Source organism: Microbacterium hydrothermale (assembly GCF_004854025.1).
Taxonomy (GTDB): Bacteria; Actinomycetota; Actinomycetes; order Actinomycetales; family Microbacteriaceae; genus Microbacterium; species Microbacterium hydrothermale.
This window is the reverse complement of the sequence record NZ_STGM01000001.1, coordinates 156,862-179,821: the sequence shown is the minus strand read 5'-3', so window position 1 is coordinate 179,821 and position 22,960 is coordinate 156,862. Positions and strand designations below refer to the sequence as shown.

23 protein-coding genes and 1 tRNA gene are annotated in these 22,960 nt (G+C 64.4%); 12 read left to right on the top strand and 12 right to left on the bottom strand.

What is annotated here, in order from left to right; translation table 11 throughout:
• Nucleotides 1-5: 5 nt before the first annotated feature.
• From FB047_RS00815 to FB047_RS00805, 3 genes are read right to left on the bottom strand one after another with little or no spacing between them, the layout of a single operon-like run.
• Nucleotides 6-1,466: a CDP-glycerol glycerophosphotransferase family protein gene (locus FB047_RS00815; protein ID WP_136585361.1), complete on the bottom strand. Its 1,461-nt coding sequence runs from the start codon at nucleotides 1,464-1,466 to the stop codon at nucleotides 6-8.
• A complete protein-coding gene (locus FB047_RS00810; protein ID WP_136585360.1) occupies nucleotides 1,463-2,716 on the bottom strand; it encodes a CDP-glycerol glycerophosphotransferase family protein in 1,254 nt (417 codons plus the stop codon). Before FB047_RS00810 ends, FB047_RS00815 begins: the two co-directional genes overlap by 4 nt.
• A gap of 39 nt (nucleotides 2,717-2,755) precedes the next feature.
• Nucleotides 2,756-4,330 (bottom strand): S1C family serine protease, encoded by a 1,575-nt coding sequence (locus FB047_RS00805; RefSeq protein ID WP_136585359.1) that lies wholly within the window; start codon nucleotides 4,328-4,330, stop codon nucleotides 2,756-2,758.
• 201 nt (nucleotides 4,331-4,531) lie between these two features.
• On the opposite strand from FB047_RS00805, the gene FB047_RS00800 reads away from it, so the two are divergent.
• The gene (locus FB047_RS00800; RefSeq protein ID WP_136585358.1) at nucleotides 4,532-5,737 is read left to right on the top strand and encodes an aminotransferase class I/II-fold pyridoxal phosphate-dependent enzyme; all 1,206 of its coding nucleotides are present in this window, start codon (nucleotides 4,532-4,534) and stop codon (nucleotides 5,735-5,737) included.
• Nucleotides 5,738-5,741: 4 nt separating this feature from the next.
• Here the strand turns inward: FB047_RS00800 and FB047_RS00795 are convergent, their stop codons facing one another.
• The 3 genes from FB047_RS00795 to FB047_RS00785 form a co-directional block, all read right to left on the bottom strand.
• A complete protein-coding gene (locus FB047_RS00795; RefSeq protein WP_136585357.1) occupies nucleotides 5,742-6,164 on the bottom strand; it encodes a nuclear transport factor 2 family protein in 423 nt (140 codons plus the stop codon).
• Between the two features lie 71 nt (nucleotides 6,165-6,235).
• Nucleotides 6,236-7,042 carry a carbon-nitrogen hydrolase family protein gene (locus FB047_RS00790; protein WP_136585356.1) on the bottom strand — a complete coding sequence of 269 codons (807 nt, stop codon included), beginning with the start codon at nucleotides 7,040-7,042 and terminating at the stop codon, nucleotides 6,236-6,238.
• A complete protein-coding gene (locus tag FB047_RS00785; protein ID WP_136585355.1) occupies nucleotides 7,039-7,536 on the bottom strand; it encodes a DUF6328 family protein in 498 nt (165 codons plus the stop codon). Before FB047_RS00785 ends, FB047_RS00790 begins: the two co-directional genes overlap by 4 nt.
• Nucleotides 7,537-7,619: 83 nt before the next feature.
• On the opposite strand from FB047_RS00785, the gene FB047_RS00780 reads away from it, so the two are divergent.
• A tRNA-Met gene (locus tag FB047_RS00780) sits at nucleotides 7,620-7,693 on the top strand.
• 80 nt (nucleotides 7,694-7,773) lie between these two features.
• Here FB047_RS00780 and FB047_RS00775 read toward each other — a convergent pair.
• Nucleotides 7,774-8,229: a nuclear transport factor 2 family protein gene (locus FB047_RS00775; RefSeq protein WP_167494112.1), complete on the bottom strand. Its 456-nt coding sequence runs from the start codon at nucleotides 8,227-8,229 to the stop codon at nucleotides 7,774-7,776.
• 119 nt (nucleotides 8,230-8,348) lie between these two features.
• On the opposite strand from FB047_RS00775, the gene FB047_RS00770 reads away from it, so the two are divergent.
• Together FB047_RS00770 and FB047_RS16785 are read left to right on the top strand one after the other, a co-directional pair.
• A complete protein-coding gene (locus FB047_RS00770; protein ID WP_136585353.1) occupies nucleotides 8,349-8,579 on the top strand; it encodes an alternative tryptophan synthase beta-subunit in 231 nt (76 codons plus the stop codon).
• Nucleotides 8,580-8,610: 31 nt separating this feature from the next.
• Nucleotides 8,611-8,766, top strand: coding sequence for a hypothetical protein (locus FB047_RS16785; RefSeq protein ID WP_167494111.1), 156 nt, complete (start codon nucleotides 8,611-8,613; stop codon nucleotides 8,764-8,766).
• Between the two features lie 18 nt (nucleotides 8,767-8,784).
• Here the strand turns inward: FB047_RS16785 and FB047_RS00765 are convergent, their stop codons facing one another.
• The 5 genes from FB047_RS00765 to FB047_RS00745 form a co-directional block, all read right to left on the bottom strand.
• On the bottom strand, nucleotides 8,785-9,066 hold the full coding sequence (locus FB047_RS00765; RefSeq protein WP_136585352.1) for a helix-turn-helix domain-containing protein: 282 nt from the start codon (nucleotides 9,064-9,066) through the stop codon (nucleotides 8,785-8,787).
• A 116-nt stretch (nucleotides 9,067-9,182) separates the two neighbouring features.
• Entirely contained in the window at nucleotides 9,183-9,491 is a 309-nt protein-coding gene (locus FB047_RS00760) for a Dabb family protein (RefSeq protein WP_136585351.1), read from the bottom strand.
• The gene (locus tag FB047_RS00755) at nucleotides 9,492-10,475 is read right to left on the bottom strand and encodes a GDP-L-fucose synthase family protein (RefSeq protein WP_136585350.1); all 984 of its coding nucleotides are present in this window, start codon (nucleotides 10,473-10,475) and stop codon (nucleotides 9,492-9,494) included. It lies immediately after the preceding gene.
• Nucleotides 10,472-11,521 (bottom strand): GDP-mannose 4,6-dehydratase, encoded by a 1,050-nt coding sequence (gmd, locus tag FB047_RS00750; RefSeq protein ID WP_136585349.1) that lies wholly within the window; start codon nucleotides 11,519-11,521, stop codon nucleotides 10,472-10,474. Before gmd ends, FB047_RS00755 begins: the two co-directional genes overlap by 4 nt.
• Complete coding sequence (locus FB047_RS00745; RefSeq protein WP_136585348.1) at nucleotides 11,518-12,810, bottom strand: glycosyltransferase; 1,293 nt, start codon at nucleotides 12,808-12,810, stop codon at nucleotides 11,518-11,520. Before FB047_RS00745 ends, gmd begins: the two co-directional genes overlap by 4 nt.
• Nucleotides 12,811-12,863: 53 nt before the next feature.
• On the opposite strand from FB047_RS00745, the gene FB047_RS00740 reads away from it, so the two are divergent.
• From FB047_RS00740 to FB047_RS17330, 8 genes are all read left to right on the top strand, one after another.
• Nucleotides 12,864-13,412, top strand: a complete 549-nt coding sequence (locus FB047_RS00740; protein ID WP_136585347.1) for an LbetaH domain-containing protein — start codon at nucleotides 12,864-12,866, stop codon at nucleotides 13,410-13,412.
• Between the two features lie 74 nt (nucleotides 13,413-13,486).
• Nucleotides 13,487-14,620 (top strand): glycosyltransferase family 4 protein, encoded by a 1,134-nt coding sequence (locus tag FB047_RS00735; RefSeq protein ID WP_136585346.1) that lies wholly within the window; start codon nucleotides 13,487-13,489, stop codon nucleotides 14,618-14,620.
• Nucleotides 14,617-15,846: a glycosyltransferase family 4 protein gene (locus tag FB047_RS00730; RefSeq protein WP_136585345.1), complete on the top strand. Its 1,230-nt coding sequence runs from the start codon at nucleotides 14,617-14,619 to the stop codon at nucleotides 15,844-15,846. Before FB047_RS00735 ends, FB047_RS00730 begins: the two co-directional genes overlap by 4 nt.
• Nucleotides 15,847-16,237: 391 nt before the next feature.
• The gene (locus FB047_RS00725; protein WP_136585344.1) at nucleotides 16,238-17,185 is read left to right on the top strand and encodes a hypothetical protein; all 948 of its coding nucleotides are present in this window, start codon (nucleotides 16,238-16,240) and stop codon (nucleotides 17,183-17,185) included.
• Nucleotides 17,186-18,238: 1,053 nt separating this feature from the next.
• Nucleotides 18,239-18,781, top strand: a complete 543-nt coding sequence (locus tag FB047_RS00720) for a hypothetical protein (RefSeq protein WP_136585343.1) — start codon at nucleotides 18,239-18,241, stop codon at nucleotides 18,779-18,781.
• Nucleotides 18,782-18,783: 2 nt separating this feature from the next.
• On the top strand, nucleotides 18,784-19,782 hold the full coding sequence (locus FB047_RS00715; RefSeq protein WP_136585342.1) for a glycosyltransferase family 4 protein: 999 nt from the start codon (nucleotides 18,784-18,786) through the stop codon (nucleotides 19,780-19,782).
• A gap of 5 nt (nucleotides 19,783-19,787) precedes the next feature.
• A complete protein-coding gene (locus FB047_RS00710; RefSeq protein WP_136585341.1) occupies nucleotides 19,788-20,882 on the top strand; it encodes a glycosyltransferase family protein in 1,095 nt (364 codons plus the stop codon).
• A 133-nt stretch (nucleotides 20,883-21,015) separates the two neighbouring features.
• A complete protein-coding gene (locus FB047_RS17330) occupies nucleotides 21,016-21,465 on the top strand; it encodes an acyltransferase (protein WP_167494110.1) in 450 nt (149 codons plus the stop codon).
• Nucleotides 21,466-22,960: the final 1,495 nt, after the last annotated feature.

Here is a 22,960-nt window from a genome sequence, read left to right as displayed (position 1 = left end):
CGGATTCAGCCGCGCTCCACGAACCCCTGATCGAGGATGCGCGCCACGACGCGTTCCGCGGCGCGGCCGTCGTCCCGAGGGGCGAACAGCTGCCGCCACCGCGAGTAGCGCTCCGCGAAGATCGACGGGTCCACGTCGGCGAGCGCCCGCTCGAGGTCGTCCTGCGAGCGCACGACCGGGCCCGGCGCGAGGTCGAGCAGGTCGAAGTAGAAGCCGCGCATCTCCCCGCGGTAGCGCTCGAGATCGGGCACGAGGAAATACATCGGCTTGCCCGTGATCGCGAAGTCGAACATCACCGAGGAGTAGTCGGTGATCAACGCGTCCGCGGCGGCGAGCAGCCGCGAGGTGTCGGGGTAGCCCGTCACGTCGATCACCCGCGGGCCGTCGAGGTCGGCCCCGGGCTGCAGCGTGCGCGTGTGACCGCGCATGAGCACCACGGCGTCGGTCGCGCGGGCGAGCGCCGACGGGTCGACGAAGTCGACGATCCGCTCGCGATCGTCGCGCCAGGTCGGCGCGTACAGCAGCACCCGCTCGCCGGGACGGATGCCGAGGCGCCGACGCGTCTCGAGACCGTCGTCGTTCTGCAGGGCGTCGTCGCGGGGATACCCCTCGACCCAGATCGGTCGACGCAGGAACACGTACGCCTTGCTCAGCACGCGCGCGGCGTACGGACTCTGCGCGAGCAGGATGTTCCACCGCCGGCTCTCGCGCACCACCGCGATCGCGCGTCGCGGGTCGAATCCGGGGCGGTGCAGGGCGAGACGCTTGAGCGGGGTGCCGTGCCAGGTCTGCAGCACCCGCTGTCCGCGGCGGCGCACGAAGCGTCGGCGCAGCCAGTCGTTCACGACGAGCAGTCGCGAGACGCCGCGCGCCCGCCACCACTCGGGGCTCCCCTCGACGACCGCGATCGCGCCCTCGGGCACCTCGACCGACAGGTCGACGACGCTCCAGTAGCGGGTCACGCCGGGGGCCACGCGGGCGAGCTCGCGATCGATCGCGAGAGGATTGCATCCCGCCGTGCGCCCGTAGAAGCTCTCGAAGAACACGGCGTTCTCGAGCGGCTCGCGGCCGCCCATCGCGTACCGGCGCTCGATCGCGGCACGCCCCTCCCCCGCCAGGTAGACCGGATCGACGGGCGGGGCGACGGTCACGACCCCGTCCGAGAGCGCGGCGCGCAGACCCGACAGCGCGGTCTCGGCGAGCGTCGGCGTCGAGGCGTCGGCATCCGTCGCCTCCCCGGCGTCGATGCGCAGTCGATAGCGCCCCGAGGGCAGTGGGAGGTCGGCGCCGCCCCAGCGCGCCGCGTGCAGGGGCACCACGGCGCGCCAGGTGCGCCCGCGGCCGTGCAAACGCCCGTGGGTGCGCGCCCGCGCCCCCTCGAGCACCACGGATGCCGGCCGGGGGCCCTCTCCGCTGATCTCGAGCGCGGGCATCCCGGCGTCGTCGTACAGGCGCGCCTCGGTCATGGGCGGTCGTCCTTCCGGGTGGGGGTGGCGCCGATCCGCGCGCGCACGGCCCGGTACACGCGCTCCGCGTTGCGCCCGTCGCGGTGGGCGTGCACGCGCGCGCTGCGTTCGCGCGAGGCGGCGAGGGCCGCGCGCGGGTCGGCCAAGACGGCGCGGATCTGCGCGAGGGCGTCGTCCCACGAGCGCGCGGGACTGTCGCCGGCGACGTCGGCGTACCGGCCGTAGAGCCCGCGACGGGCCGTGTAGGCCTCGAGGTCGGGGGCGAAGAACACCACCGGCAGCGGCACGAGGGCCGCGTCGAACGCGAGCGAGGAGTAGTCGGTGACGAGGGCGTCGAGACCCAGCAGCAGGGGGGTGACGTCGGCCACGAGGTCGCTGCCGAGGGAGGCGACGCGATCCGCCGCGCTCCGCGGCGGGCAGTAGTCCCCCGCGCCGAGGGGGTGCGAGCGCACCAGGAGCAGGGCGTCGGTGTCGTCGAGTACGCGGACGATGCGCTGCCACTCCCCCGCGTCGGGAACGGCGGGATCGGGCGCTCCGTCGCGCCAGGTCGGCGCGTAGAGCACGACGCGGCGGGCGGCGAGCGGCATCCCGAGCACCTCGGCGAGCCGCTCGCGCGCCGCGGTGCGTCGCGAGTCGGCGGTGCCGGTGGAGAGCACGTCGACACGGGGCTCGCCCGTCACGGGCACGCGGTCGTCGGTGAGGCCGAACGCGCTCTCGAGGCGTCCGCGCACGAGGTGCGACGCGGCCGGCAGCACCGCGATCCGCCTCGTCGTGCGCCGGTACAGCACCCGCAGCACGGGCGAGAGCACGCTCGGCAGCACCGGGCTGCGCGTGGTCTCGGCCGAGTCGAGCCCGATGCGCTTGAGCGGGATCCCGTGCCACAGCTGCACGATCACCGCCCCCGTCGTGGCGTAGCGCTGCACGTCGCCGAACCCGTGCGTCACGACGATCACGCGGGCCCGGGCCGTGCGCCAGAACCCCGCGAGACTGTCGCGCCGCACCGACCGGATGCCGAGGCGATCGGCATCCTGCTGCTGTTCGGCGTCGGCGACGAGCCAGGTCGTGCGCTCGCCGTGGGCGGTTACGACGGTGTACAGGGCGAGGGCGCCGTCGGCGAGACCGACCGCGCAGCCGAAGACCCACTCGTCGCGCGATCTCGGGACGATCGCGGTGAGCAGGCGACCGGCGAGATACAGGGGGATGCGGCGGAGTTTGCGGGCGTTTCCCGCACCGAACGAGAAAGACGCCACCCCGCGAGCCTATCGCGGAGTGGCGTCCGACCGTGGGGCTCAGCCCTGGGTCATGGTGCCGAGCGTGACCTCGGCGGTCTTCTCCTGGCCGTTGCGCAGGTAGGTGATCTCGGCCTTGGAGCCCGCGGCCAGCGCGCGCACCTGGGCGGTGAGGTCGATCGAGTTCGTCACGGGGATGCCGTCGACCTTGATGATGATGTCGCCCTTGGCGAGGCCCGCGGCCTGAGCCGCGCCGCCCGAGACGGCCTCGGCGACGTACGCGCCCGTCGTGGTCGCGCCCTGGATGCCGCTGGCATCCTGCACCGACGCGCCCAGCAGACCGTGCGTGGCGGAGCCGTTGTCGATGATCTCCTGCGAGATGCGCTTGGCGATGTCGGAGGGGATCGAGAAGCCGACGCCGATGTTGCCCGACTGCGAGCCCGACGATGACGATCCGCCCGCGCTCGCGATCGCGACGTTGATGCCGATGAGCTTGCCCTCGTCATCGACCAAGGCACCACCGGAGTTGCCGGGGTTGATGGCCGCGTCGGTCTGGATGACGGCGATCTTGATCGTCGCGCTCGCCGACTGCGACTGCTGACCCTGGCCGAAGTCGAAGCGGAACGGGCTCTCCTGACCCGGCTCGGTCTGCTGCGAGTCGGACCCGTCGGAGGGCGCGGCCGACGAGGCGACCTGGATCGAGCGGTTCAGCGCGCTGACGATACCGGTGGTCACCGTGTTGGGCAGGCCCAGCGGAGCGCCGATCGCGGTGGTCGCGTCTCCCACGTTGAGCTTCGACGAGTCGCCCCACTCGATGGGGGTCAGGCCCGACGCGTTCGTGAGCTTGATCACGGCGAGGTCGTACGTGGGGTCGGTGCCGACCACGGTGGCCGCGTAGACGCGCCCGTCGGAGGTGGTGACCGACAGCTTCGCGTCGCCGGTCTGCCCGTCGAGGGTGACGACGTGGGTGTTGGTGAGCACGTAGCCGTCGGCGCTCAGGATGACGCCCGAGCCGGTGCCACCGGCCGAGGTGCCGGTGGCGCTGATCGTGACGACGCTCGGCACGACCTTCGAGGCGACCGCGGCGGTGTCGTTGACGTTGCTGGGGTCGTTGACCGTGATGGCGGTGGGACCCGCGACCGTGGAGGCGTTCGAGCCGCCCCACAGGTTGACGCCGGCGTACGCGCCGCCGAGGCCGGCACCGCCGCCGACGAGGGCCGCGGCGACGAGCAGCGCCGCGACGCGGGGGGCCGCGCTCTTCTTGCGGGGCGCGGCGGCCGCCGTGTCGCCGAGCGCGAGCGTGGGGTGGGCGTCGGTGGCGGCGGGGCCGAAGGCCTGTCCGGTCGGGGTGGTGGCGCCCGAGGGGGCCGAGGCGTAGCCGCCGTGGGCGGAGGGGCCGGAGGGGACGTGGGCGCCGGGCTGGGCGCTGCCGGCGGCCGGCGGGGGCCACGCGGCGGCGGCCGCGGCGGGCGAGCGCGTCGGAACGGGGGGAACGCCCGGGGCCGGGGCGGCCGGGGTCTGCGCGGCGGCGTCGCTGCCGGCGGGGGTCGGGGTGGGGTGCTGCGACGACGTGGGCGCCTCAGCGTTGTGGCTGTTGTCGTTACCCTCGGGACGGTTGTCCGTGGTGTCGCTCATGGGATGCTCCTTCTTCCAGGCGCTTCTACGATGACCGCGGATCCTGTGGGCCACCTATGACGAGCGTGAGTCGCCTCTATGGGTCTCGCAGCAGGTCGCCGCGAGGCTCCGGGGGCGCATCACGCCCCCTCTCGAGGTGTAGCACGTCGCCCCGTGACGGCATTCCCGCTTGCGCTCCGCGAGGTGCGGCATCCTGGGTGCATGCAGCAGATTCCCGGCGCCTGGCAGCGCACGGCCCGCGGCGCGGGACTCCTCGCCGCCGACGGCGCACCCGTCCCCACGATCTTCGCCGAGATGAGTGCGCTCGCGGCCTCGACCGGGGCGCTCAACCTCGGCCAGGGCTTCCCCGACGAAGACGGTCCCGACGCCGTTCTCGACGCCGCCCGTCGCGCGATCGCCGACGGGGTGAACCAGTACGCCCCCGGGCGCGGCTGCCCCGACCTGCTCGACGCCGTCGCCGAGCACCAGCGTCGGTTCTACGGCCTCGAGCTCGATCCCGCGCGCGAGGTGCTCGTGACCGTGGGGGCCACCGAGGCGCTCGCCGCGACGCTGCTCGCCCTCGTCGACGGACCCGACGACGAGGTCGTGGTGTTCGAGCCCTACTACGACTCCTACGCCGCGTGCGTCGCCCTCTCGGGCGCGACGCTCGTGCCGGTGCCGCTGCGGTGGCCCGACTTCCAGCCCGACCTCGAGCAGTTGGCATCCGCCGTCTCCGACCGCACGCGCGTGATCCTCGTCAACGACCCGCACAACCCCACCGGCACCGTCTTCACGCGAGAGGTTCTCGACGAGGTGGTGCGGCTCGCGCACCGGCACGACGCGATCATCGTCACCGACGAGGTCTACGAGCACCTCGTCTTCGACGGACCCCACGTTCCCGTCGCGACGATCCCCGGTGCGGCCGAGCGAACGGTGTCGATCTCGTCGGCGGGCAAGACCTTCTCGCTCACCGGGTGGAAGACCGGCTGGGTCACGGGACCTGCCGACCTGGTGTCGGCGGTGCTCGCGGTCAAGCAGTTCCTGACCTACGTCGGCGGTTCGCCGTTCCAGCCGGCGATCGCGGTGGGTCTGCGCCTGCCCGACGCGTTCTTCGCCTCGGTCGCGTCCGAGATGGCCGCCAAGGCCGCTCTGCTCGGCACGGGTCTGCGCGCCGCCGGCTTCGACGTGTCGACCCCGGGAGGGTCGTATTTCACGGTGGTGGATGCCGCCCCGCTCGGCGCCACCGACGCCGATGCGTTCTGCCGCGAGCTGCCCGCCCGCGCCGGGGTCGTCGGCATCCCCCTCACCGCCTTCGCGTCGCCCGCGCACCGGGACCGGTACGCGACGCTCGTGCGCTTCGCGGCGTGCAAGAAGGTGGAGGTGCTCGCCGACGCGGCGGAGCGCCTCGCGGGGATGACGCGCGGCTGAGTCGTCAGACCCGTGCGGCCGGGCGGCCCGCGCCCTCTTCTTCGTGCGAGGTCGCCCGCAGGGTCGAGATGCGTCCGTCGACGACCTGGTAGGCCGCGACGCTCGAGGAGTGCACGCGTTCGTCGTCGAAGCCGCGCATCGACCACGCCGTGCGGACGATGAGAGATTCACCCTCGACGTGGTCCGCGATGCGGTGAACCGAGACGTCGCGCTCGATGATCGCCTCCAACCACCGGGTGACGTCGGGGAGGCCGACCGCGACGATCGCACCCCCGCACACGCGCCCCTCGGCGTATTGCACTCTCACGACTCGCGCGTCGGCGACGAACGTGGCGGCGGCCGCCTCGAGGTCGCCCGCGGTGATCGCCGCCAGCAGCCGGTCGACACAGTCCCTCGCGTTCTCGTGCGCTTCTCGGCCATGAGTCATGCGCAAAGTGTATGGAACCGCGTCAGGCTCTCCCGGGTGGCCCCGCAGCGCGAGGCAGAGGTGAGGGCGCGTCAGCGAGGGGTGACGCGGTAGCGCCGCAGCGCCAGCGCGGGATTGACGCGGCGCACGCGCGAGATGGCGTCGGGATCGAGGTGCGCCACCGCGACGTCGGTGGCCGTGCCGATCTGCGCCATCGTCACGCCCTGCGGGTCGACGATCATCGAGTGTCCGACCCCGAGCGGCGGGGAGTGGTCGGCGGCGGCGACGAAGAAGGTGTTCTCGATCGCGCGCGCCTGCACGAGCGTGCGCCAGTGGTGCTCTTTGAGCGGGCCGCGCACCCACTCCGCCGGCACCAGCGCGACGTCGACCGCGGCGTCGGCGAGCGTGCGCGCGACCTCGGGGAAGCGCAGGTCGTAGCAGGTCATCAACCCGAACCGCAGCCCCGCCACCTCGAAGGTCTGCGGCGGCGCGATCTCGCCGGGCTCGACCCAGTCGGACTCCCGCTGACCGAAGGCGTCGTACAGGTGGAGCTTGCGGTACACAGCCCGGATGCCGTCGCCCGCCACCGCCACGACAGTGTTGCGCACGCGCCGGCCGTCGTCGGCCCGCTCGAGCAGTCCCGCGACCACGACGAGGTCGAGCTCGGCCGCCAAACGCGTGAGGGCCTGTACGAAGGGACCGTCGAGATCTTCGGCGTTCTCGGCGAGCGAGGAGTCGAAGGGATCGATGAAGTAGCTGGAGTACTCGGGGAACACGACCACGCGGGCTCCCCGCGCGGCGGCCGTGCGGGTGGCATCCGCGATGTCGGCGAGGTTCGCCTCGCGCGAGGCCGCGGGGGCGAACTGGGCCACGGCGACGCCGACGGTGTGCTGGCTCATCGTGCTGTCCCTCTCCCCCGGCGTCGGACGAACACCGGCACCACGACCCACAGTACGAGGATGACGAGGCCCAGCACGACTCCGGCGGTCAGCGCGGCCGCGAGCGAGACGACGACGTCGAACACGAAGACGACCACGCCGACGAGCAGGAGCGAGACGAGGGCCAGGGCCCCGCGCAGGGCGTTGTGGCCGACCCGCACGAGCGAGGGTTTCACCTGCAGGTGGAACACCGCGCGGTGCAGGGCGACCGGCGCGAGCGCCACGACGGCGCTGAGCGCCGCCAGGCAGATCAACACGAGATAGAACGTGCGCTGCGCGGGCGACAGCTCGGCGAACGAACTCTGGAACGCGAGGGCCAGCAGGAAGCCGGTGAGGATCTGCGTGCCCGTCTGCAGCACCCGGAGTTCTTGCAGAATCTCGTTCCAGTTGCGATCCGCGCGCTGCGCGGGGCTCTCGGGGCGTCCGTCGGCGAAATCGTCGAAAGTGTTGCTCACCGGCCTATTCTCTCGCGACACTCCCGGGCGGTGTGCCCGGATTTGCCATGTCGTTCATCTCGGCGTAATGTTTTCTCTTGTGCCGCGGGGTGGAGCAGCTCGGTAGCTCGCTGGGCTCATAACCCAGAGGTCGCAGGTTCAAATCCTGTCCCCGCAACAAGAAGAAGGCCCCGGATCGCGAGATCCGGGGCCTTCTGCCTTTCCCGGACGCATTCGCGCGAAAGCACGGGCGACCCCTCAGCTTTCCGGACACCCCTCCCCTTCCTCTTCGGCGGAGCTCACGCGGAGGCGAGTGATGCGATCCCCCTCGAACTCGTAGATGCCGAGGCTCGTCGAGTGCACCCGCTCTCCGTGGAACCCGTCGAGCGACCACGAGCAACGGACGACGAAGACGTCTTCGTCCGTCTCGCACGACACGACGGCCGCCGACAGGTGGCGATCCGCGAGCGCCGACAACCACTCGCGGATGACCGGGCGCCCCCGGGCGACCATCTCCGCGCCGTCGACGCGGCCCGCGCTGAAGCTGACCCGCATGACGACCGCGTCCTCGGTGAAGCAGTCGGCCGCGCCCGCCGGCCTGGCTGCCGAGATGCGCTCGAAGAAGAACCGGATGCGGGCGCGCCGGCGCGCGATGAGGCCTTCGGTGTCGCCGTCGTCTGACGCGGACACGCTCGCGAAATGGGCGTCGGCCACACCGGGAATGTGTCGCGTCATAGGGCCAATAACACCATGTATGCGTGGTACGTTCAATTTCACACCCGGAGGGATCAGAGGTGAGCACCGCGACCTCGACGCGAAGAATGCGAATGCACATGGCACGAAAGAATGCGCCCAAAGAATCACGTCCTCTTCGCATCACGCACGCCTACGGAATCTCGCTGCAGTGGAGCAAGCTGCCCCCGCGGACGCGCCTCACCCCGGAGACGGCGATGGATCTGCGCGCCGAGGGATTCACGATGGTCCTCGCCAAGACGGGCTGGGGAAAAAGTCGCCAGGTGTCTCTCCTTCGATACGCCGACCGCCTCGCCCCGCATGAGAACTGACCATTCGTCAGGATCGCCTCACCAGCCGTCGGTGGTCGAGATCGCCGTCGGACTCGAGCACAGCAACGGCGAGACGTGGGTGTGGTTCGGGCCCGATCAGCCGCTGCAGCGCACGACCGTGTTGAGCGTCGAGAGCACGAAGCGCCTCATACGCGAGGTCGAGAAGCTGCTCGCCCTGATGCCCTGAGGGGCCGCTCCTGCGCCGTCAGACGGCGACGTCGTGCCAGCGATCCAGGTCGGGGACGAGTTCCTGCACGTCGACCCCCAAGACGGCGGAGAGCGCCAGCAGCGTCTGCAGGCGGGGGTTCGCGGGCGTGCCGGGGTTCGACTCCCCCTTCTCGAGCTTCTGGTAGGTGAAGAGCGAGATGCTGGCGCGAAGGGCGACCGTCTCCTGCGTCATGCCGGCGGCGAGGCGTGTGCGACGCAGGTTCGCCCCGAATTCCTGCATGTACGACATCCAGGGGTAGTTCGGCTCCAGCGACGGCATGTTCCTATGCTGCGTCATCCTCGACGGGATCGGGGCAGAACGCGCGTAAGACGCGGGATTATCCGTTCGTCGTCGCAGAACCACTGAAACGGGTGGATCTGCGGCATCCGTTCGCCTCAGGCAGGATCGTCGGCCGCGGCCTCGGGGGTCGTATAGTCCCCCACCCACCAGTCGGCGATCCGCGCCATGTGCTCCGCCACGCGCCGGTGGGCGTCTCCGTCCCGCCAGGCGTGGAAGGCGTCGGCGTCGGCGAAGGTGCCGTCTTCGACGATCACGCGGCCCTTGCGGGTGTCGAGCGAGATCTCCACGGCCCACGCCACCACGCCTGGTTCGGAGCCCAGGCCGCGCAGCGCGGTGACCGCGGCAGACAGGTCCGGGTCCGCGACGTCGTCACGGACCCGGAACAGCACGACGTGCCGGAACATCTACCCGCGGATGGTGTCGACGTGGTCGCGGTACCAGGCGACGGTGCGCTCCATGCCCTCTTCGAGGGAGATGGATGCCGTCCACCCGGCCTCCGCGAGCTTGGAGACGTCGAGCAGCTTCTGCGGGGTGCCGTCGGGCTTCGACGTGTCCCACTCGGTCTCGCCGGTGTATCCGGTGACCCGGGCGATGGTCTCGGCGATCTCGCGGATGGTGACGTCGCTGCCGGTGCCGACGTTGACCTGGTCGGGTCCGTCGTAGTGCTCCATGAGGTGCAGGCACGCGTCGGCCATGTCGTCCGCGTGCAAGAACTCGCGGCGGGGCGTTCCGGTCCCCCAGTTGGTGACGCTGCTCGCACCCGTGTGAGCGGCCTCGTCGTAGCGGCGGATGAGCGCCGGCAGCACGTGCGACCCCTTCGGGGAGAAGTTGTCGTTGGGGCCGTAGAGGTTGGTCGGCATGGCGCTGATCCACGGCAGGCCGTACTGGCGACGCACCGCCTGGGTCTGCAGGATGCCGGCGATCTTGGCGATCGCGTAGGCGTCGTTCGTGGGCTCGAGGTGGCCGGTGAGCAGCGAGTCCTCGCGGATGGGCTGTTCGGCGAACTTCGGGTAGATGCACGACGACCCGAGGAAGAGCACGCGTTCGACGTCGTTCGCGAGCGCGGCGTCGAGCACGTTCACCTGGATGCGCATGTTGTCGCTGAGGAAGTCGACCGGGTAAGTCGAGTTCGCCAGGATGCCACCCACCTTCGCCGCGGCCAGCACGACATACTTCGGCTTCGTCTCGCCCATGTAGGCGAAGACGGCGTCGCGATCCTTCAGGTCGAGCTCCGCGGAGGTCTTCCCGACGATGTTGCCGAATCCCGCCGACTCGAGCTTGCGCACGATGGCCGACCCCACCAGTCCTCGGTGCCCCGCGACGTAGAACGTCGCGTCGCGATCGAGTTCGTGGGGGGTGTATTCGACGCCGTCGACCGCAGCGGTCACGCGCGAGCCCCGAGGAGCTCCGCGTTGCCCCACGTCGGCAGCTTCACGGTGTCGATCCAGTCGGCGCCGCGCTCGAGCGCCGTCACGTCGGCGTCGACCATGAGCTTGGCCAGCTCGTTGCCGTCGATCGTGGGCACCCAGCCGAGCTTGTCGGCGGCCTTGGAGGGGTCGCCGATGAGGGCGTCGACCTCGGTGGGGCGCAGGTAGCGCTCGTCGAACTTGACGAACTCCTGCCAGTCGAGTCCGACGTGTCCGAACGACGTCTCGAGGAAGTCGCGGATCGTGTAGCCGACGCCCGTGGCGAGCACGAAGTCTTCGGGGGTGTCGGCCTGCAGCATGCGCCACATGCCCTCGACGTACTCGGCCGCGTAGCCCCAGTCGCGGATCGAGTCGAGGTTGCCGAGGTAGAGGTCTTTCTCGAGACCGGCCTTGATGCGCGCCACGGCGCGCGTGATCTTGCGGGTCACGAACGTCTCACCGCGGCGCGGGGATTCGTGGTTGAACAGGATGCCGTTCACCGCGAACATGTCGTACGCCTCGCGGTAGTTCTTGGTGATCCAGTAGCTGTACAGCTTGGCCGCCGCGTAGGGGGAACGCGGGTAGAACGGCGTCTCCTCGTTCTGCGGCGGCGGGGTCGCGCCGTAGAGCTCCGAGGTGGAGGCCTGGTAGTACTTCGTCTGGATGCCCGACAGGCGAACGGCCTCGAGGAGGCGGATCGTGCCCGTGCCCGTGGTGTCGGCGGTGTGCTCGGGTTCGTCGAACGAGACGCGCACGTGCGACTGCGCGGCGAGGTTGTAGACCTCGTCGGGGTTGATCGCCGACATGAGCGTCACGAGACGAGCGCCGTCGGAGAGGTCGCCGTAGTGCAGGAAGAGCTTGGCCTCGGGGTCGTGCGGGTCGACGTAGAGGTGGTCGATGCGGTGGGTGTTGAACGTCGAGGCGCGGCGGATCAGGCCGTGCACCTCGTATCCCTTCGAGAGAAGGAGTTCGGCGAGGTAGGAACCATCCTGGCCGGTGATACCGGTGATGAGAGCACGCTTCGTCAAAGGGGTGTGCCGATCTTGTTCGATTTTTTCGGGTGAGTCGGAATCTGTCCGGCGGCGGCGGTGGTCAGATCCGCGAGAAGACTATCGAAACGATCGATCGCAAATGTTTCCTCGAGCACCGTCTCTTTGTAACGTTTGCCGTTCTCGCCGAGGCGAGCCGCCTCTTCCCTGTCGGCCGCGAGCACTTTCACTCCGTCGAGCAGAGCCGCCGGGTCACCCGCGGCGACGGTCATTCCGGCTTTCGCCGTGATGACTTCTTGGGCGGTGATCCCCATGGCGTCCGTGGCAGCGAGAACGGGCCGCCCCGAGGCGAAATACGACGTCAATTTGCTGGGCACGCACATTTCGGCGACCCCTGGCAGTTCGTTCACCAGCAGGACGTCGGCCGCCTGGAGCACCTCGGAGAACGCCTTGTCGTCGAGCGGCGGCATGATCTCGGTGGTCGTCGGCTCCCCCGCGATGCGTTCTGCGAGTTCGTCGCGTTGCGAGCCGCGTCCCACGAGCACGAAGCGCACCTTGTCGCCGGCGCGGTGCGCCAGACGGCCGGCGTCGACGACGTGGTGGAGTCCCTGCTTCACGCCCATGTTCCCGGTGTGCGCGACAACGATTTCGTCGTCCGCCCAGCCGTGCGCGCGGCGCACGGCGGCGACATCGATCTGCGGCATCGGCGGCAGGTGCGTCCAGTTACGAACGACCGCGGTGCGCTCGAGCGGGACGCCGAAGTCGTGGTGCACGCGATCCGCGAAGCGGTCGTGGATGACGACGACCATCGAGGCGGAGCGGAGAAGCCACTTCTCGATACCCCGGATGACCCGTGCCGCCGCACCGGAACCCTGACCCGTCTCCGCGAGCCCGAGGCCGTAGAGGTCTTGAACCCAGACGACGAAGGGCGTCGTCGGGTGGGTGATCCGCGCCCGAAGGCGCACCAGTGCAGAGGAGATCAATGCGGGCGACACCGCGACGACAACGTCGGGCTGGCCCCAACGCGTGAAGACCTGGCGGATTCCGAAGGTGATTTCGGCCGCTGCCCGCGGCATCGGCGTGGGGCGCGCAGGAATGAAATGACGGAGTCGGTGGACGGAAACGCCGTCGATGTTTTCGCGGCGCGACCACTGCCCGTAACCTGGCGCAACTTTCCAGTCCGGATAATGAGGGTGCCCCGCGAGGGCCCGAACCTCGCGGCCACGCCGGACCAGCCCGGCGGCCATGGCACCGGTGTAGGGAGAGATTCCCGTAGTCTCCGGGGGGTAGTTCAGCCCGAAGAAGAGCGTTGGCGAGGGTTGCTGCACGTTGCAGACAATACCCCCGAACGCGTTACACGACAGTTACAGGAAGGGACGCCGTGAGCGACATCCCGGTGATCGATCTTTCCAAAGCGCCGGGCGAACGAGCGGCCTGGAATCGACCCACCTGGCAGGTGTATCTATGGGCCGTCTGCGAACTGGTGTTCGTGACAAACCCATGGCAGATCAGCTCGGGCCTTCGAGTGCGGGTACTACGAGCCTTCGGCGCCAAGATTGGTTCACGTGTTGTTTTCCGACCGCGAACACGAGTGAAGTTTCCTTGGAACCTGCAAGTCGGTGATCGTTCGTGGATTGGCGAAGGGGTCTGGTTTCATAATCAGGACCAAATCAGCATCGGTAGTGACGTCGCTATCTCGCAGGAGACATTTCTTTCGACCGGAAGTCACCGGCATCGCCTCGATATGGCGCTCATCACGCGTCCGATCAACATCGAAGACGGGGCATGGGTTACCAGTCGTTGCGTTGTGCTCGGAGGCGTGACGATAGGTCGTTCGGCTCTCGTTCGGCCTCTAACCTGTGTGTCCAGTGACGTCGAAGCGAATTCAGTATGGGACAACTCCGGACGGGTGGGGCCCCGGTTTTCATGATTATTCGAAATTTGTAGACCAGACCCCGGCGTTAGTCCCGCATCAACTGCATTGTCTCCGCTAAGAGGAATACCATGGACAAGATCAAACCGCGAGTCCTGCGGGTCGTCGCTCTGGCGAGTAGAAGCGGAAAATATGGCGGCCCCTTCGACACTGCATGCCGACAAGCCGAGCTTGCAACAAACGCGGGCGTGCCAGTCACGGTTGTAGCCGGCGTTCTGAGCGGCGACGAGCCAGACGCCCGGGCTATTCTCAAGACGCGAATTGTACGGAAGGTCACAAAGAACTCATTCGTCATGACCCATTCTGCGAGGCTCGCCGCTTTTCTTGCGCGATCGACAAGCGACGCTGATGTGGTACATGTGAGCTTCTCTCGGGAGGCCATACCGATGTCAACGGCGCTGCTCGCGCGCCTCCTACGGAAGCGTTTGATCCTGCAGCCCCACGGGATGTTGACTTCGCGCTCCTCGCTCGTACATCGAACGATCGATGCCCTGGCCACAAAGCGACTCATCGGAAGAGAAACTACTCTTGTCGCGCTCACCAGCGCAGAAGCAAATGCACTCGCGAACTGGCATCCCCCAGCTAGCGATCGCATAGTGATCATCGGAAACCCAGCACCAATCGGACTGAAACCACTCGAAGACTTGCGCCCACCCTCTGCTACGGTCCTATTCGCAGCACGACTTCACCCCCGAAAACGGGTTCTCGATTTCGCTCGTGCGGCTGTGACCGCGGAAAAGAACGGCTGGCGCGGAGATTATGCCGTACTGGGCCCCGACGAAGGGGATCTGGCTGAACTCCAAATCGCAGTGAAAAAGACGCGCAATCTCCAGTATCTCGGAGCCACGTCGTCAGACGGGGTTCTGAAGCACCTCGAACGTGCCGGGGTATTCGTACTTCCATCCGCTGACGAGCCATGGGGGAACGTTTTGGTGGCCTCTCTGAGGCTGGGCGTCCCTGTAGTCGTGACCAAGTCGGCCGTGCTTAGCGACCTGGTCCGCCTCTACGACGCGGGCCTGGTCGTCGACGACGAGTCACCCGAAGAGATCGCCGCGGCCGTGCACCGGATCCTCGATATCGAAAAGCTTCCCGAGTACCGGCGCAGAGCGCGAGCGCTTGGTGAGGAGCGTTTCGGGGACCGCGAGACTCGTGAGGCCTTAGTCCGGTTGTATACCTTTGCCCCGGGGTACGGGGCTGACACGTGAAAAGCACCATGGGAGTGATTACAGGTCACCCGGTACTCAACGCGAACAGCAGACAAATGGCGCTTGCCCTTTCTGAAGCCGGGATACTCGACGAGTTCCATACCACCCTGGACACCACAGTTCTGGCACGACTTTTCCCACACGGAAGGGTTGGCCGCTCAATCGGGAGAAGAAAGCTGCCGGGGAGCGTACATCGACGGACGCGAACTCATCCGGTACCGGAAGTTATTCGTCTGATTCGCAGATCCATTCCCGCTCTCACGAATACGCAGAAATTTGCGCCAGATACAGTTCTGCACGCTATCGACTGGCATATGAGCCGTGCAATTCATCAACAGACGCGTGCGGTATACGCCTACGAAGACGGTGCGCTTGCCAGCTTCTCCCGAGCACGAGAGATGGGCATCACCCGCCTGTACGACCTACCCATCGGGTATTGGCGGTCAGCGGAGAAGCTTCTGATGGAAGAGGTTCAACAAGTCCCGGAATGGGCGTCTACCATCTCCATGTCCACGGTCGCAGATCATGCTGAACGTATGGAGCGCAAGGACGCCGAAATCTCTCTCGCCTCCGCCATCGTGGTCGCGTCACAGTTCACCGCGAGAACACTCGAGACATTTCCAGGGGAGATCCCTCCCGTGAGGGTTATCCCGTATGGCGGACCGCCCGTGGCTCCCGAGAGAACGGACTTCACAAATCGAATATTGCGAGTGCTTTATGTCGGGAGCCTTACTCAAAGGAAAGGACTTTCCTATCTATTTGACGCTGTGTCCGAATTTGACCAACATGTTGAGCTCACCGTCGTGGGTCGGAAGGTGGCACCTAACAAAGCGGTCGACTTGGCTCTAGCCAAGCGCAACGTCACATGGGTACCGACCGTGGATCACTCCTCACTTCTGAACCTGATGCGGAGCCACGACCTCCTTGCATTTCCATCGCTATTCGAGGGCTTCGGGTTAGTTCTGCCTGAGGCTCTCTCCCAGGGTCTTCCGGTGCTCGCCACCAGTCACACGGGTGCCCCGGACATCATCACGGATGGCTTGGAGGGATGGGTTGTACCGGTCCGCTCGGCGGATGCAATCAGAGCACGGATTGAGCTTCTGCTAGAACACCCCGCACTACGCCGCGACATGTCGCACGCAGCAACAATTACAGCGCGCTCTCTGAGTTGGGCTGCTTATCGGGAGCGGCTTAGCGCATGGGTAAGTGAGGCCCTCGTTGAATAGTCGTGGAGCCGTCACGCCGCTGGGGGCAACAGCGGGCCAATCACATCTCGCGTCCTTCGCAGCTTTGTTCGCCACAATCTATGTGCACTTATGGATACTGGAAGGTGCTCTAAGGAAGTGGGTTCCGGGCGTCGGAGAGCTAATGTACGTCACTCGCGACGTCTTGGCTGCGGTCGTTCTTGTTGTCCTCATTTTCAGTCAAGCGCGTGCTCGTCGGTCAGTCTGGCCATTTTGGGCTGTTGCGGTGATCCTCATAGTGGCCGCAAGTGGCGGCATCATTTTCGGGGATATGCCACCTCAGGTAGCGCTCGTTGGGTTGCGATCCTACTTGGCTCCATTCTTACTGCCTGTCTTGGTCCTCTGCTACACCCCACAATCGACACTCACGCGTATGGCCAGAGCCATCCTTCTCTGGCTACCGGTGCAACTCGTCCTTGGCGGCATACAGGGTGTCTTACCGCCGAGCTCACCTATCAATCGCGAAATATCGGGCGAAGAGTCGCGTTTCGTGCAAGGCGGAGTTGTCCGAATAACGGGAACATTCACGGCACCGAGTGGTCTCACGAACTACCTGATCGTTGCGTTCGCGGTCCTAATAGCCGCGCTTGTAGCCGGTATGTTCGTACGAAGAAGTCTGGCTGCGCTGTTGCTCCTGATGGCGATAACCACAGTCGCGATCTCGGGTTCACGCGGCGCCGTACTCGGCGTTTCTTTGGTACTTCTATCAGCAGTGCTACACAGCGCACTCACAAGACCGGGCCTCACCGTTAGACTGACGTCCACCATCGCGCTTGTCGCGGGAGCATCCTGGCTTGCCGCGACAAGCTTTTTCCCGCAAGTCGTGAAAGCGTTTGCTGACAGATTCGCCGCCGCCGATCGGGTCGAAGACACCGGGGGACGGTTATTGGGACAAACCCTAGGCTTCCTGAGCCCGGAGAACTTCTCACTCTTCGGCTCGGGCGTGGGAGGAACGTCGATCGTTGGGATAGCGCTTGGTTCGGGACAGAGCTGGGTTGAGATCGAGTCAATCCGTTGGGTTGTCGAACTTGGGATACTCGGACTCCTCTTCGCCTCGCTTCGCCTCCTTTGCGGACTCGGTTTGATAGTCGCGATCTTCGCATTCCCGTGGAGGTTCAGTCCCGTTTTCGTCGCTCTCAGCGCCGTGATTGCACCAACCCTCGTGTTCGGCACCATCGGCCAGAACCCTAGCTATCAGGGGTCTTTTGCGATCACTCTTGCGATGGCAATTCTGGCCATCAAGTGCGATCCGCATCGGGTCAAAGACCGCTCGGATCTATCGAAATCTAAACTGACCAAGGAGCACCGACGTGCGTCTTAACTCGATCAAGTACTTCATCGTTCTACTCGTTGGATTGCTACCGCCCAGCACGTTTAAAAACTTCGCGCTCCGCTCGTTGGGTTGGACAATTGAGAGGGGCTCGCAGATCGGAATATCGATCTTCTTCCGCATAGACAAAGTCGTCTTAGGACGCGATTCTCGAATCGGTTCTGGGAACGTAATTCGATCACTCGCGAAGTTGCAGCTCGGCGAAAGCTCGCGACTCGGCCAGTGGAATTGGGTCTCAGCGGCGACTCCATTGCGCGCAGCGGGAGCGGCCGCACAGTTGGTCCTAGGTGACCACTCTGCTCTGACGTCGCGACACTATGTGGATGCGAGTGGCGGAGTCACCATAGGCAATCACTCAACCATTGCGGGCGTCCGAACCACATTCATCACCCATGGCATTGACTGGCGAACTTCAGAACAGACATTCCGAGGAATTAAGATCCACGATTACTGTCTCCTCTCGTCGAATCTGAAATTGACGCCGGGCACAACGGTCCAGTCACGTGTTGTGGTCGGAATGGGAGCCGTTCTTTCGGGCACCCTGTCTGAGGGATCTTTGTACATCAGCGAGCGTGCTACCGCCGTACGCACCGAACTAAACGGCGACTACTTCTCCAGAGACACTGGCTTCATATCTGAAGTGAGAAACACATGACCCGCAGCACCCGAACCGACTTCTTCGGCCAAAACAGATACACGATCAGTCGAGTTGGCGCACGCCTGCGCAGCATAATTGGAAGCGCGTATCTCGAGGTCACATTGACGCTGCGTAGCGTCTTCTCTCGGGGAAGCCTGCTAGGGGATGCAGGCGCTATCGTTTCCCTCACGTCGCACGGGAAGAGGCTTCGGCGGGTACACAAAGTAGTTGAGGCGATTGGACGGGGAACAGCCAAGCCTCGCCAGATTGTGCTGTGGGTGGATCCCGAGGTTGACATCACTCGCCTTTCAGCGGGGCTCCATCGGGCCCAAGCCCGTGGACTACGAGTAATGAACTCTCACGGAAATTTCGGACCCCACACGAAGTACTTTCCGGAGACCCTCGAGATGAAGACTCATTCAGAGTTACAGCATCTGGATTTGGTCACCGCGGATGACGATATCCTGTACACGCGCGACTGGCTCTCGTCCCTGCTGCAGATTGACAACGAAGGCGGCAGTCTGATCATCTGCCACAGAGCACACAGAATTTCAATGATAAATGGGGATATTGCTCCATATCGATATTGGCGACGTGTAGAAAGTTCAAGCCCCTCAGTGTTGAATTTTGCCACCGGCGTGATGGGCGTTCGATATCCGGCAGCCTTCGCATGGACACTTGCAGGAACCGGGCCGGAATTTCTAGCAGTCTGTCCACACGCTGACGACGTATGGCTTCATGCAATGGCGTTGAGAAATGGTTTGCGGATCCGCCAAGTTGAGGAGAGGGCTCGTGAGTTCCCGGTGATGCTCGGCAGTCAACAGTTCTCACTGGTATCTAAGAATGCGTTCGACGGAGGCAATGACCGTCAGATTGTTGCTACATACACTGCGCACGACACTAAGCTTCTCGAGCAAGCTCTCAGATCAGATCGTTCGAGCGAGGAATAGGAATGCGCGTCGCTCTCTTGTCCTTTGCGTTCCGTCCCAGCCTCGGAGGAATCGAACGTGTCAGCGAAATCCTCGAACAGGGTTTGAGCAAAGCCGGGCATGAGGTTCGTGTGGCAACGATGAGCACCGGCCCCGCGGAGCCAGGTGTCTTGAGACAACCGTCGGCACTCGAACTCATGTCTCTCCTTCGATGGTCTGACGTGGTTTTGGAGTCAAATGTATCGATTCGACTCTCATGGCCGTGCATCCTTGGGCTTGCACGCCGACCGCGACTGACTGTCCTTCACACGCCGATTGGCGTTCATGGGGGAAATCGACAGAAGTGGCTGGACCGCGCCAAGATGCGCTTGCTGCCGCGGCGATCAACCTACACCGTTGCCGACTGGCTCGGCGCCGAACTGCCTTTCAGAACGGAGTTCATGCCCAACCCGTTTGACCCGAGCGAGTATCTCGACTCCGGCGATGAGCGTAGGAGCGGCGTTCTGTTCGTTGGCCGCTTGACACGCGCCAAAGGCCTGGACGTGCTGATTGAAGCCCTCAGTACGATCGACGGTCCGCCTCAGCTGACTGTTGTTGGGGATGGTCCGGACTACCAGGAAGTCCATGCGGACGCTCGTTCTCGCGGTCTTGATGTTCATTTTGTCGGCGCTCTCCCTCCCGCCGAGGTCGCCAAGCAGATGAAAAAAGCCGCGGTGTTGTGCATACCCTCGATTTCCGAGCCGCCCGAAGTCTTTCCGCTAGTCGCCCTCGAAGGCCTCGCAGCCGGCTGTCGGATAGTCGCAAGCGACTGCGGCGGCCTACCCGAAGCTGTGTCAGGTCATGGATTGGTCGTCCCGGAGCGATCGCCCAGCCGTTTAGCTCTTGCCTTATCGGAGGCTCTGAGCGCTGGTCCAATCGCCCCTGACGAACGGATCGCCCGTCGAGGGTATCTCCAAAGATTCCGGTCCGATGAAGTCATCTCCACTTACGCGCGAGTCATCGAGGAATTGGTGCAACGGTGAAAAGTTTGTCCATCGGCATTGTCTTTCCGTCCGTCGCTAGACAAGCGAACGGTATCGCTGACCACTCCGTCATCTTGGCAAACGAGTTGGCGAATCTAGGCCACAAACCGGTACTCATTGGAGCTACCGAAGAAGGCCCTCTGGGAAGCATCGATTACCTCAATGGTTGGCCGAGTGGAAACCTCCGGGATACGTCCCACCTTTTGACTGTCGCGAAAAACCTTGATGTGATCTTGGTACAGTTCGAGCAGTTTTCTTATGGCCGACGCGGCTACAACCCCGAGTTCTCCGGATTCCTCGCGCGTCTCGGTAAAGCCGCGCCAAAGGTTCGCAAGGTTGCGTATTTTCACGAGACATTCGCTGCGCCCTCTTCTCCAAGCCACGCAGTGATGCACATCTATCAACGCGCACAGGCCGCGCGTCTCGCAAAGACCGCTGACACTGTGATTCATAGCTGTCAAATGGGAATGGCTCGCCTGGGTAGATACAACCCCCGTTCCCTTACCCTTCCCGTGCATCCAAATATCCCTGTCACGATGCGTTCTGACTCCGCCAGCTGGCCGCGCACGGACAGGCTGGAGCTGAGGGTCTTGGTCTTCGGAGCTCTTGAGCGCCGACGCGCGACGATGATTCGCGCTGCCTTCTCGCAGATAAGCGAGGAAAACCCGTCCGCCGTCCTCTGGTACATCGGCAAGAATTCGGAGGACGCGACTAGGCTCACACGCGACCCAGCATCGCTCAGAGTGTGGAGCGCTCCTGCGCCGAGCATCGTCTCGCAGGTCATGCACGAAGCAGACATCGCTCTCTCACCGTTCCCTGATGGGGTTAGCGGTCGCCGAGGATCCTTCGCAGCTCTCATGAAGCATGGTCTCCCCACCGTCACAAACTTTGGGAAACACACGGACGATTACCTCAAGCTTGGGGCCGCGGTCGGGGCTTTCGCCATGTCTTCGGACGGCGATGTCGCATCCACGGCCGCCTCGCTAGCAAGATCGGCCGGGGCTAGAGAGGCCATGCGGGAGACTGCACTCGAGTACTTCCGGTTTCTGCCAAGCCCCCACGCCTCCGCGCTTGCTGTTCAGGGTGCCGTCGACCTCTAAAAAATAGGTTAAAGAAATACCGGGAGGGCGCAACATGAACCGTCTTGTTCGCGAATGGGGAAGTTTTCGTACGTTGCTCGCATTACGCTACAACTCCGTCGAGGTCGGTAGACGACCATTCACGGAAGGAAGAATGGTTTACGTCAAGAATCAAGGCCAAATTACGATCGGCGATCGCGCAACCTTCCGCGGGATCGAAGCTCGCGCGTCGGTCGAAACTGGAGAAGACGGAAGCTTGTCCATCGGCGCTCGATCGCTAATAAATTCGGGAGCATCGATTTACGCTGCCCGATCCGTTGTCATCGGCGATGACTTCCGTATGGCCGCCTTTGCCAGTGTGACAGATTTTGATTTTCACGAGGTTGTTCCTGGCAGCGGGGCAAAAATATCTCCCGTCTGGATCGGCGACGACGTGTGGCTAGGGCGGGCAGCCATTGTCCTTCCCGGCGTACACATCGGTCATGGAAGCGTAATTGGCGCTGGAGCAGTCGTAACCCAGGATGTGCCCGAAAATTCGGTTGCCGTCGGAGTGCCGGCCCGGGTCGTGCGCACTTTTGAGGCTTCGCGCGTACGTCGCGTTTAGAATCACTTTCCAGACAGACTGATGAAAAAAATTAGGCAGTTTGGCGCATTCGCCGCATTCCGTGTTGTGTCCCAGGTTCTGACGTTTGCGGCGGGAATCATTGTCGTACGCACGTTGAGCCCGCATGATTATGCTTTCTACTCAATTGCAACTTCACTCGTAGCTGCCGTCACTGCCATATCAGCCACCGGGATAACTAGCCGATTCATGTCGCTGGCGGCGTCTGTCAAGCGTCCGAGTCGCGAGCTAGACACAATTTATGTCTCCGCGCGCAGCGCTCGCATGCGTCTGTCCGTTGTCGTCATGGCACTTGTTATTCCCCTGCTTGTTTACCTGCTCCTTGCGAATGGCGCAACGCTACCCACTACGTTGATAATGACGGCGCTAGTCTCGGCATGCATAATTCCGCTGCAGCAATATGGTCTGACAACCACCGAGCTCCAATTGCAGAGGAGACTCGGATCCATCGGTGTTGTTGATATGCTGACAAGCCTCGCGCGCGTTCTACTCGTTTCTCTCGCGTGGCTATCAAGCTGGGCAAACGCCATTTCCCTGACGTTGGCATCAACAGTCGTAGCGTGGGTCCAGACGCTCCTGAGTTCGCGTCAGACACGGAGCACGCTCAGGTCAAAGGCGAGAGTTGACGTGGGAATTCGTCGGTCGTACTCGAGAGCCGTACGCCAGTCGCTCCCCGCCGTCCTTGTAATGGTGGCAAGTGAGCAGATGATAACAGTACTGCTGACGTGGTCTGGCAACACTTCGGGAATTGCCGAGATTGCGGCTTTATCACGCTATGCACTTGCTTTTGCCCTGCTCAACAATGTTCTCGGGACTTGGGGGGCCTCCATGATCGCGCGCACCACAGGGGGGCGTCGCGCGCTTTTGAAGTCGTCTGGCAGATATCTAGTCCTGTACCTCTCTTCTTGCATCCTGTTTCTGGCTTTTGTGACCGTTTTCACTACTCCACTGCTTGACCTACTGGGGAGCCATTATTCGGGCCTGCGGGCAGAATTTTTCATACTGATGGCTGGCGCTACAATTTCAAACATTGCGTCCTTCGGCATTGGAGCCGTAAACCATGCCCGCGGGTACCTTCGCTATAGCTGGACATATATTCCCTTAGTGGCAATTTGGTTAGTGGCAGGGGTCACGCTAGTAGATACCTCCACGGGCGTAGGGGCTGCGGTTTTGACCGCCACTCTCTCCCTACCTCAACTTGTGAGTCAAGCAATTCGCACAGTCCACGGTCTCAAGGAACACGGAAAAGGAGATCGATGAGAACCTTTCTATTCTCGTTGATGATGTACGCGACTAACAACGTAATAAACCGCATCCCTAGTCATGTTTTTCGTTTGTGGTGGTACCGGGGCATAACTCGTTTCGATATTGCTGAGTCGAGTTACATTCATCTCGGCGTGCGGTTCGATACGTGGAAGAACTTCGCGATGGGTCCGGGTAGCGTTCTCAATGCGCGGGTACGAATAGACAATCGCGC

Excerpts from the sequence above, each read along its gene's own strand:
- FB047_RS00815 (WP_136585361.1), bottom strand. The coding sequence starts at position 1,466 with ATGACCGAGGCGCGCCTGTACGACGACGCCGGGATGCCCGCGCTCGAG.
- FB047_RS00805 (WP_136585359.1), bottom strand. The coding sequence starts at position 4,330 with ATGAGCGACACCACGGACAACCGTCCCGAGGGTAACGACAACAGCCAC.
- FB047_RS00800 (WP_136585358.1), top strand. The coding sequence starts at position 4,532 with ATGCAGCAGATTCCCGGCGCCTGGCAGCGCACGGCCCGCGGCGCGGGA.
- FB047_RS00795 (WP_136585357.1), bottom strand. The coding sequence starts at position 6,164 with ATGACTCATGGCCGAGAAGCGCACGAGAACGCGAGGGACTGTGTCGAC.
- FB047_RS00790 (WP_136585356.1), bottom strand. The coding sequence starts at position 7,042 with ATGAGCCAGCACACCGTCGGCGTCGCCGTGGCCCAGTTCGCCCCCGCG.
- FB047_RS00770 (WP_136585353.1), top strand. The coding sequence starts at position 8,349 with ATGGCACGAAAGAATGCGCCCAAAGAATCACGTCCTCTTCGCATCACG.
- FB047_RS00765 (WP_136585352.1), bottom strand. The coding sequence starts at position 9,066 with ATGCCGTCGCTGGAGCCGAACTACCCCTGGATGTCGTACATGCAGGAA.
- FB047_RS00760 (WP_136585351.1), bottom strand. The coding sequence starts at position 9,491 with ATGTTCCGGCACGTCGTGCTGTTCCGGGTCCGTGACGACGTCGCGGAC.
- FB047_RS00735 (WP_136585346.1), top strand. The coding sequence starts at position 13,487 with ATGGACAAGATCAAACCGCGAGTCCTGCGGGTCGTCGCTCTGGCGAGT.
- FB047_RS00725 (WP_136585344.1), top strand. The coding sequence starts at position 16,238 with ATGGCCAGAGCCATCCTTCTCTGGCTACCGGTGCAACTCGTCCTTGGC.
- FB047_RS00720 (WP_136585343.1), top strand. The coding sequence starts at position 18,239 with ATGAAGACTCATTCAGAGTTACAGCATCTGGATTTGGTCACCGCGGAT.
- FB047_RS00715 (WP_136585342.1), top strand. The coding sequence starts at position 18,784 with ATGCGCGTCGCTCTCTTGTCCTTTGCGTTCCGTCCCAGCCTCGGAGGA.
- FB047_RS17330 (WP_167494110.1), top strand. The coding sequence starts at position 21,016 with ATGGTTTACGTCAAGAATCAAGGCCAAATTACGATCGGCGATCGCGCA.